The sequence below is a fragment of the Sporichthya polymorpha DSM 43042 genome (assembly GCF_000384115.1).
GTDB lineage: Bacteria > Actinomycetota > Actinomycetes > Sporichthyales > Sporichthyaceae > Sporichthya > Sporichthya polymorpha.
Genome location: NZ_KB913029.1, coordinates 246,038 through 254,367, shown reverse-complemented (window position 1 = coordinate 254,367; position 8,330 = coordinate 246,038). Strand labels below are relative to the sequence as shown.

Genomic DNA, 8,330 nt, shown 5'->3' with positions numbered 1-8,330 from the left:
CCCCGTGCCTCGCGGTGGCGACCGATCTCAATGGGGTTGGCACACCGACTGCTTCGCCGACACGCGCCCCGGCGTCGGGTCCAGCTGATCGTCAGATCGGCCCGGGGACATCCGCAATACCTGCGCAAGTCCGTGGTCCACACGCGAGGGCGGCTGCCGGCGATCGCGGCGGCCCCTGGTACACGGTCAAGCCGCCGCGGGGCGCCCACCACGACACGCTGTGGGGCATCGCCGAGCGGCACCTCGGCGATGGCTTGCGGTGGAAGGAGATCTTCGAACTCAACCGCGGCCGGTCTCAGCCAGACGGCCGGGAGCTCACGACCCCCAGCCTGATCCACCCCGGCTGGCGCCTTCGCCTTCCCCCCGACGCGACCGGGCTCGCACGCCCGAGCACCGAAACCTCGACCGCCAGCCGAGAGGCCGGGACGGCAACCGCGTCGAAGGATGCGCCGACCTCGCCGAAGGATGCGCCGACCGCAAAGACCTCGAGGACCACGAAGGCCGCGGACACCGCGAAGGGAACGGCGCCTGCGAAGACCGCGGGGGAAAGTCCAGATTCCGGAAAAGCCCCAGCATCTGCTGCTCCGGCTCCGTCACCTCTCTCAGCGCAGAGCGACACCAACGCCCCCGACCGCCACGGCGCCAACGCGACCTCCGGCCTGCCGGCCACGGCTCATTCAGCCGACGGAAGTGGCGCCCCGAGCAACTCGATTGAGACGGAAGCACCCGATCAGGACGGCGACACTGTGCCGATCGGGACGCTGACCCTCGGGCTGAGCGCATTGACCTGCACCGGCCTCCTCGCGGAACTCGGCCGGCGCCGCCGCCGGGCGCAACGCGCCCGCCAACCTGGCCAACGACTCCGACGCCCCACCACCGCCACGACCGCGCGGCTTGAAGGACAGCTCCGCGTCGCGAACGCCGTGCTGACAGTCACCGCGCTACGGACAGCCCTGCACCAGCTGACCGAACACTGCCACCGCACCAACCGCCCACTGCCCGATCTCGAGATGATCCGGATCGCACCCGCGGGCGCCACCCTCTACTTCGCCACCGACGAACCGGACGCCCCAGCACCGTTCGCGGCCGCTGACGCCAGGACCTGGACGCTCGCGTCGACCCGTCGCTCGGACTCCGAGGATCCGGCCCCCTGCCGTCACGTCGGTGCGCAGATCGAAGACCCCGTCGACCCCTACCCGGCACTGGTCGCCCTCGGCGTGACCGAGGGAGCGATGGTTCTGGTCAACCTGGAAGCCGCTGGGACGTTGCGCATCGTGGGGACCGCGCGCGAGTCCGAACAGATCCTGCACGCGATGACGGTCGAACTCGGCACGAGCGAACTGTGCCGCAGCGTTCAACTCGACATTGCCGGCTGCCCGCCCGAGATCGTGGACCCACTCGAAAGCGGCAGAGCGAGACTCACCGAACCGGCAGCCGGTCACCGATGGATTGAGGCGCGTCAGCGTGACATCGGTGCTCTGTTCGACCAGGCGGGCCATCCCGGCATGCTCCACGCGCGAGCAGCTCACGTTCTCGACGACACCTGGGCACCGGCGGTCCTCATCGACGCCGCACCCTCGGTCGGTGCCGTCTCGGCGTCCCAGACCGAAACTCGCCCTGCTGTCCCGATGGCTCCCTATCGCGGTGCATGCCTCATCACGACCCGCCCCGGAACAGGCGAGGCCGCCGGTGAATGGACACTCTGCGAGGACCGCAGCTCCTGGCGACTTGATCCGCCCGGCATCGAAATCGAGCCGCAGCGCCTCGAGCTCACGCATGCAGCCCGGCTTGCCGACCTCGTCGACGTCGTGATCGAAGATGGACCCGTCCTACCCGCCCCACCGCCAGTGCGACCAGGCGGCGCTGACACTGACGACGATGACGCTGCCTCGGACAACCCCAGCCAGCCCGGAACCGCCTCCTCCGCCTCCTTGGATCTCGACGCGCTCACCAGCGTTCCAGTCACCACCGGACCCCACTCGGGGCAGTCGATCCTTGAGGCTGAGCCGGCAAACGAGGAACGAAGTGTCAACGACGGTCCCGACGATGGGGTCCTCCGCGACAGCGCAACCGGCCCACGGATACTCCTGCTCGGCCCGGTCGAAATCATCGGTGCGATCGACGACGCTCCGGCCGGTCGCCGGCGGCGCGCCACCGAGCTGATCGCCTACCTCGCGCTACGCCCCGGAGCCAGCCAGCACCAACTCGACGAAGCCCTGTGGCCCGGTGTCCGGGTCTCGCGGGGGACCCGCAATCCACTCGTATCCCGCGCCCGGGCGTGGCTCGGCAACGCCCCGGATGGGCAGCCGTACGTAGCGATGCTCGGTGAGGGTCAGGAATACCGCCTGCATCCTGAGGTCAGCTGCGACTGGCACGACTTCTGCGCCCTGGCGCGCCGCGGACTCGCGGCCGGCATCGGCGGCGCGGACGACCTGGAAGCGGCGCTCAATCTCGTCCGCGGGCGACCTTTCCTCGGAGTGAACCCAGCCGCGTACGGATGGGCCGAGCCCGACGCGCAGGACATGATCAGCGCCATCGTCAACGTCGCGCACGCCCTCGCGGAGGCAGCACTCGACCTCGGCGATCACCGGCGCGCGCGATGGGCTGCAGCCCGGGGGATCACCGCCGAGCCGATCGCCGAAGTGCTTTACCGCGACGCCATCCGCGCCGCCCACGCCGCCGGGGACGACCAGGACGCGGCAAAGCTGCTCGAATCTCTACGGCGAGGCATCGGCGAACTCGACCCCGACGACGACATCGACGAGCAGACCTTCGCCATGACGATCGACACGATCACCCGGACCGCGAACGCCAGCGCTACCTGAGGGCAGGGCAGGGTGGGTTCGCCGCGCGGATCGAGTGCCGGGCTCGGATCAAGAGAACCTCTGACTTCAGACGGAAGATGGAGAGAGCGGCTCGTTCCGCTGGGTGCCCTAGAAATGATCTGACGCTGTCACTGGTCACCGCTACGTTCGTACCATGCCAGCCAGTCCGCCCGCCGGTGCGCCGCCGATGGGGCTCACGCCACTGCGCTTCGGGCGCCCGCGCTTCATCGGTGTGGTCGATGCCAACGTGCTGCTCTGCAGCATCGACAACGATTGTCGCAACGGATGGCGGTCCCGGTTCCTTCGCATGACCGACGACGACCTCGCGGTCTTGTATGCCGCCGATCACGTGTATGCCGAGGTCTACGAGAAGCTGCACAAGTTTGCTAGCCGACGGGGAGCGCCGTCGGTCGAGGAGCTTCGGCGGCAATACGAGGACGAGTACCTGCCGATCCTGCGTTTCGTGACGGTCACGCCTGACGATGGCCAGGCTGAAGCTTTGGGTGTCACCGATCCCGATGACGTGCCGACGGCGCAGTTGGCCGAGTTGCTCGGTCTGAGTGTGGTCTTCTCTGACGACACTGACTTGCGCGACCCGGGGATCGCCCCAGGAGACTGGCGGGCTGCCGCACGCGGCGCGGTGGGACTGATCGATTGTGAGCGGGAAATGCTCACTCTTGGCAGTGCCGTGTTCCTACCTGTGCGCGCTGTGTTCTGGGCCGTGGGCGCCTCAGCGAGGCGCCTTGGTACCGCTCCCTGGATTCCGGCTCTGGTACTCATGGCCGCTGCGGGCCTGGTGATGCGCCCGCCGAGCCGTCGGCGCACCGTTGTCGAGGGACTCGGTGTGATCGGCCGCGCGCTCGCAGAGCAGTTGGCACGGATTGAAGCCGATGAGGCGCGAGCAATGGCGGTGCTACAGGAGGCAATGTTCGCCGCAGCCCCTCGTGACGGCCTGCAACGCCAGCTGGCCGCCGTCCTGGCTGTTCAGCTTGAACCCGTGACTGAGGACGAGCTGGCCGGTTTGATCATGGCCGCTTTTCCCAGCGATGAGGTGCGGAGCACTGAGGACCTGCGCGCGTCGTTGGTGGACGGCACGGAGTTCGTGGAAGTTGAGCCATCTGTCTGGCAGCTGGGGCGGGTCGTGGAGCCCTGGCCGGGACGGCTGAAGTGAACAGCACAAGAACACCGAACGCAGCCAATGCAAGCCTTCACAATGATCGGCGGGATGGCGCCTACCCTCCGATCGTGCGCCGAGCCTTCATTGCAGCCAACGTCCGCCTGGACGAGTCGTTCTCGATTGCAGCGGACTGGGCGGCGCATGCGCTCACCGTTATCGCGCCGTCGACGAGCGCCGTCGAAGCCGAACGTTGGCTCGAGAACGCGGGCGTTCCGATCGGCGTCAGCAGCCGCAAGCACTCACGGTTCACCGCTCGCCCGCAGGGGACGGTGATTGCCTGGTGCCTTAGCCTGAAGGACCTGCTCGAGCTGGAATGCAAGAGAGGCGTCGAGGAGGTCGTCCTTGTACGCGGTCATGACGAGCACGCGCCGTGGATCACGGCGCACGGGGTCGAGTGCCTCGCGGGATCGCCGGTGGCCGCGGTGCCGGAGGCGAGTGCGGCGATCAAGACGATGGTCGAAGGGGTCACAACGCTCGCCGTCCAGAACCAGGGACTGGTCGACCAGCGCGAACGAGCTGGTGTCGCTGAGGCACTGACGTACTTTCGTCAGCGGGGGCACACCTTCGATCCTGCGCAGTTGGTCGTCGAGGCCATACGGCAGGGTTGGCCTGGTTCAGATGCCCTTGAGATCGCCGAGCTTGCCACGAGCGTCAACGCCGGCAAGCAACTGCGGTTTGAGCAGCGCTTCCGCCCGGAGGTCATCGCGGAGTGGGAACAAGCCACGGCGTTCGAGTACGAGACGCGTTGAGCAACCGCGGCCGGCGAGCTTGTAGCCATCGAGGCGTGACTCGCTTCAAGGCCGAATGGTGAAAGGCGGCATCTGAGGGTCGCGCTCGACGAGTCAGACGGCAGGCGGGCTTTTGGCCCGCCCGCCGCTTCGCCCTACCGGAACAGCAGCGCGACGTCGACGATTGCGGAAATTAACACCGCGATCGTCTGGGCAACCGCGAGAGCCTTCATGGCTACTCCTCGGATAGCAGCAGAGCCCGCAGTATTCCAAGTTGACCAGGGTCTCCCCGGGGTCACGGGTCCGATTTGCGCTATTCGCCCAGCAGACCGGCGGTCTGCCATTCCCAATTGTATGGGGGCTCCGCCATAGGCGGAGGTTCCGCCGATGCGCTGTGATCGACCGGTCTTAGCCCCGCCATCTCGGGGGCGCCTTGCGCCACGGCTTGAGCTCCCGAATCTGGGACCGATCGCGCACACAGGACTGCTGGAGACCCGCGCACTCGGTGCGGGCCTAGTCCGGTGGGGGATCGCGCGATGGCGTCCATTCAGTCGTTTCCGGTGTCGCACACCATCTCGCTCACACAGCACGCATCGTCCTCGTCTCGTCGGGCGGCGGACCCGGGCATCACCCCGAACAGCAACGGTCTGCCGGGCCTGGAGGTCCTGCGCGAGATCGTCGGGGCGCTGCTGACCTGGGGCCTGGTTGCGTGCGTGGCCGGCCTGGTCGTGTCGGTGATGATCTGGGCGCTCGGGCACCAACAGGGCAACTACATGCACGCCTCCTCCGGGAAGACCGGGGTGCTGGTCGCGGCCGGTGGCGCACTGCTCATCGGCGGCGCCAACGGCATCATCTCCTTCTTCTCCGCGATGGGCGGGCGGATCCAGTGAGCCCACTCCTTGGACCAGCGACTCCCGCCGTTCCCGCGAACCCCGCCTGCCTCGGCCCCCTCGACTCGCTGTGCGACACCGCCGGCGGCCTGGCGGGCGGGATCGTCGGCGGTGTCGCCGACGCCGGTTCCGGGTTCGTACTCGACGCCCTCGGCCAAGCCTTCGTCGACGCCGCCGAATCGGTCACCCGCACCGCGCTGGCGGCATTGGATTCGAGCAGCCGTGTCGATTTGGGCGCCGAGTGGTTCCGGGCCAATGTCGCCGTGATCGGCGCGGTCACCGTCCCGGTGGTGGCCGGGTTGCTGGTCGTGCAGGTCATCACCTCGGTGCTGCGCCGCGAACCCGGCGGGCTCGCCCGGGCTGGTTTCGGACTGGCCAAGGCCTTCCTGGGTGCCGCGCTCGCTTTGGCGGTCGCGCAAGCGGCGTTGCTCGCCACCGATGGGATCTGCCAGTACATCGCCGCCTCGGCGGGCACGTCGGTGGAGGGCGCCGCTGCCCGCTTCCTGGACCTGACCTGGCTGGCCGGCCCGGCCGGTCCTGTCCTGCAGATGCTGCTGGGTGTGGCCATCATCGTCGGCTGCTTGGCGTTGTGGACGGTCCTGCTGTTCCGCAAGGCCGCGCTGCTGCTGATCGCGGTGTTCGCCCCGATCGCGTTCGCCGGGGCCGTGTGGGACCAGACCCGGGTCTGGGTGCGGCGCTGGATCGAGATCGTCGCCGCGCTGATCCTGTGCAAGGTCGTCATCGTCGTGACCTTCGTGGTCGGGGCCAGCGCGTTCGCCGGCACCGCACCCGTGGCCGCGCCGACCGGTCTCGCCGCTTCGACAGGGTCGGTTGGGCTGGCGGATCCGGCCGGGACCGCCATCGCAGCTTCGCCGCCCGACCCTGGCCTGTCCGACACGCTCGTCGGCCTATTGCTCCTCGGCATCGCGGTTTGCTCGCCCTGGCTGACCTTCAAGTTCGTGCACTGGACCGGCATGGAGGCCGCCTCGGTCATGCACGGCACGGTCGCGGCCAACCCGATCTCGAGCGCCGCGCGTACCACGGGTTCCCAGGCCCGCTTCGCTGCCCAACAGGCATTGACCTCCTCCGTCCTGTCCGGCGCCGGGGCTGGCGCGGGGGCAGCAGCTGGGGCGGGCGCGGGACGTCGACCCGGGGGTGCGTCGTCCCCAGGCTCTGGGGCGTCTGCGGGCGTCGACCGGTCGGGAATGACCGGGCCGCTGCTGGCGGGAGGCTACGCCGGACGTGATGCCAGGCCTCGTCCGCCGGGTGGGCGTGGGCAGGCTGGACCTGGCCCGCGTCCGGGCGGTGCGCGATGACGGTCCCGGAGGTCCGCTTCGGTCGTCTGGAACGGCGGGGTTTGCTCTTGGGCTTGTCCGCCGTGCAGGTCGCGCTGGTCGGGATCGCCCTCGTGCTGGTGGTCGCGGCCGGGATTGCCGCTGGCCCGCTCGGGGTCCTACTGAGCGCTCCGGCGTGGGCCGCGGCCCTGGCATGGGCGCTGGTCCCGGTCGGTGGACGCCCGCTGATCGAGGTGTTCCCGACCTTCGCCGCCTGGGCAACCCGCCGCCTGACGCACCGTCACCTCGACCTCGCCGCCCCCGACGTCCCGATCGACCTCTCATCGATCGCGGTGCCTGGGCTGCCTGGCCGCCTGCGCCTCACCGCGGATCAACGCGGCGCCGCGCTGATCCGCCCCGCCCGCCCGCTGGGGGGACCGGTGACGATGGTCGCCGAGGTCCGCGGGCGCGGCTTCCTGTTGGAGTCCGCCGCCACGCAAGACCGCCGGGTCGCCGCGTGGGGCCGCCTGCTCGACTCGCTGTGCCAAACGCCGGACGTGATCGGCGCGCAGGTACTCCACCGCAGCGTTCCCCATGCCGGCACGCACCTGCGGCACTGGTGGGCCGGACAGGTGAGCTCGGCCTCGCCGTGGGCCGCGCGCATCGTGGACGATCTCGTCCGGGACAGCGCCACCGACACCGGGCTGCAGAACCTGGTGGCTGTCGCGGTACGGCCCCGGCGCGCGGATCTTGACGCGACCCGGGTGGCACTGCGCGAGAGCCTGGAAACATCCGAGCTCGACCTCCTCGCCTGGCTGACCCCATCTCAGATCGCCGAGCTGGTGCGCTTGGCTTACGACCCCGCCAGTGCCTTCAGCTCCTTCGCTGGGACCCGGTCCGGGGGCTGCGGTCCGATGGGCGTGGCTGAGCAGTGGTCGCACGCACGAAGCGACACTGCCTTCCACGTCACCTACTGGGTCAGTGAATGGCCACGCGCCGCGACGCACTCGAGCTTTCTGCGGCCACTGCTCCTCGGTGGCGGTGCGGATGTCGGTGCCGGTGCTGGTGGTGTGCAGCTCACGTTCACGCTGCTCGCCCGCCCGCTGCCGCCGGGCAAGTCCCTGCGCGAGATCCGCCGGGCCCGGGCCGAGCAGGTCGCCGACGCGGCGACCCGGGCCCGGATCGGGCGGGTGGAGGAAGAGACCCATCGCGCCGCGGCCGCTGAGCTGACCCGGCGCGAGCAGGACCTCGTCGCCGGTCACGGCGACCTGCACTTCACCGGGCTGCTCGCCGTCTCCGCGCCGTCGCAGGATGCCCTCACCGAGTCATGCGCCGCGGTCGAGACCGCCGCCGCGCAAGCCGGCTGTGAGCTGCGGCGCCTCGTCGGCCGGCAGGTTCAGGCTTACGCCGCAGCCGCGCTACCGCTGGCTCGGTGG

The 8,330-nt window shown here is 69.6% G+C and carries 6 protein-coding genes; all 6 read left to right on the top strand.

Annotated features, from left to right (window positions below; genetic code table 11):
- Window positions 1–746: 746 nt before the first annotated feature.
- Window positions 747–2,825 carry an AfsR/SARP family transcriptional regulator gene (locus SPOPO_RS0101310; RefSeq protein ID WP_019872980.1) on the top strand — a complete coding sequence of 693 codons (2,079 nt, stop codon included), beginning with the start codon at window positions 747–749 and terminating at the stop codon, window positions 2,823–2,825.
- Window positions 2,826–2,979: 154 nt separating this feature from the next.
- A complete protein-coding gene (locus tag SPOPO_RS26880) occupies window positions 2,980–3,996 on the top strand; it encodes a PIN domain-containing protein (protein ID WP_245541657.1) in 1,017 nt (338 codons plus the stop codon).
- A gap of 74 nt (window positions 3,997–4,070) precedes the next feature.
- Window positions 4,071–4,751, top strand: a complete 681-nt coding sequence (locus SPOPO_RS0101300) for a hypothetical protein (protein ID WP_019872978.1) — start codon at window positions 4,071–4,073, stop codon at window positions 4,749–4,751.
- Window positions 4,752–5,266: 515 nt separating this feature from the next.
- Window positions 5,267–5,620 carry a DUF6112 family protein gene (locus tag SPOPO_RS0101295; RefSeq protein ID WP_019872977.1) on the top strand — a complete coding sequence of 118 codons (354 nt, stop codon included), beginning with the start codon at window positions 5,267–5,269 and terminating at the stop codon, window positions 5,618–5,620.
- 206 nt (window positions 5,621–5,826) lie between these two features.
- The gene (locus SPOPO_RS0101290) at window positions 5,827–6,936 is read left to right on the top strand and encodes a hypothetical protein (RefSeq protein ID WP_245541656.1); all 1,110 of its coding nucleotides are present in this window, start codon (window positions 5,827–5,829) and stop codon (window positions 6,934–6,936) included.
- Window positions 6,933–8,330 (top strand): SCO6880 family protein (locus tag SPOPO_RS34640; protein WP_019872975.1); only part of this gene is annotated, 1,398 nt, incomplete at its 3' end. The genes SPOPO_RS0101290 and SPOPO_RS34640, both read left to right, overlap by 4 nt.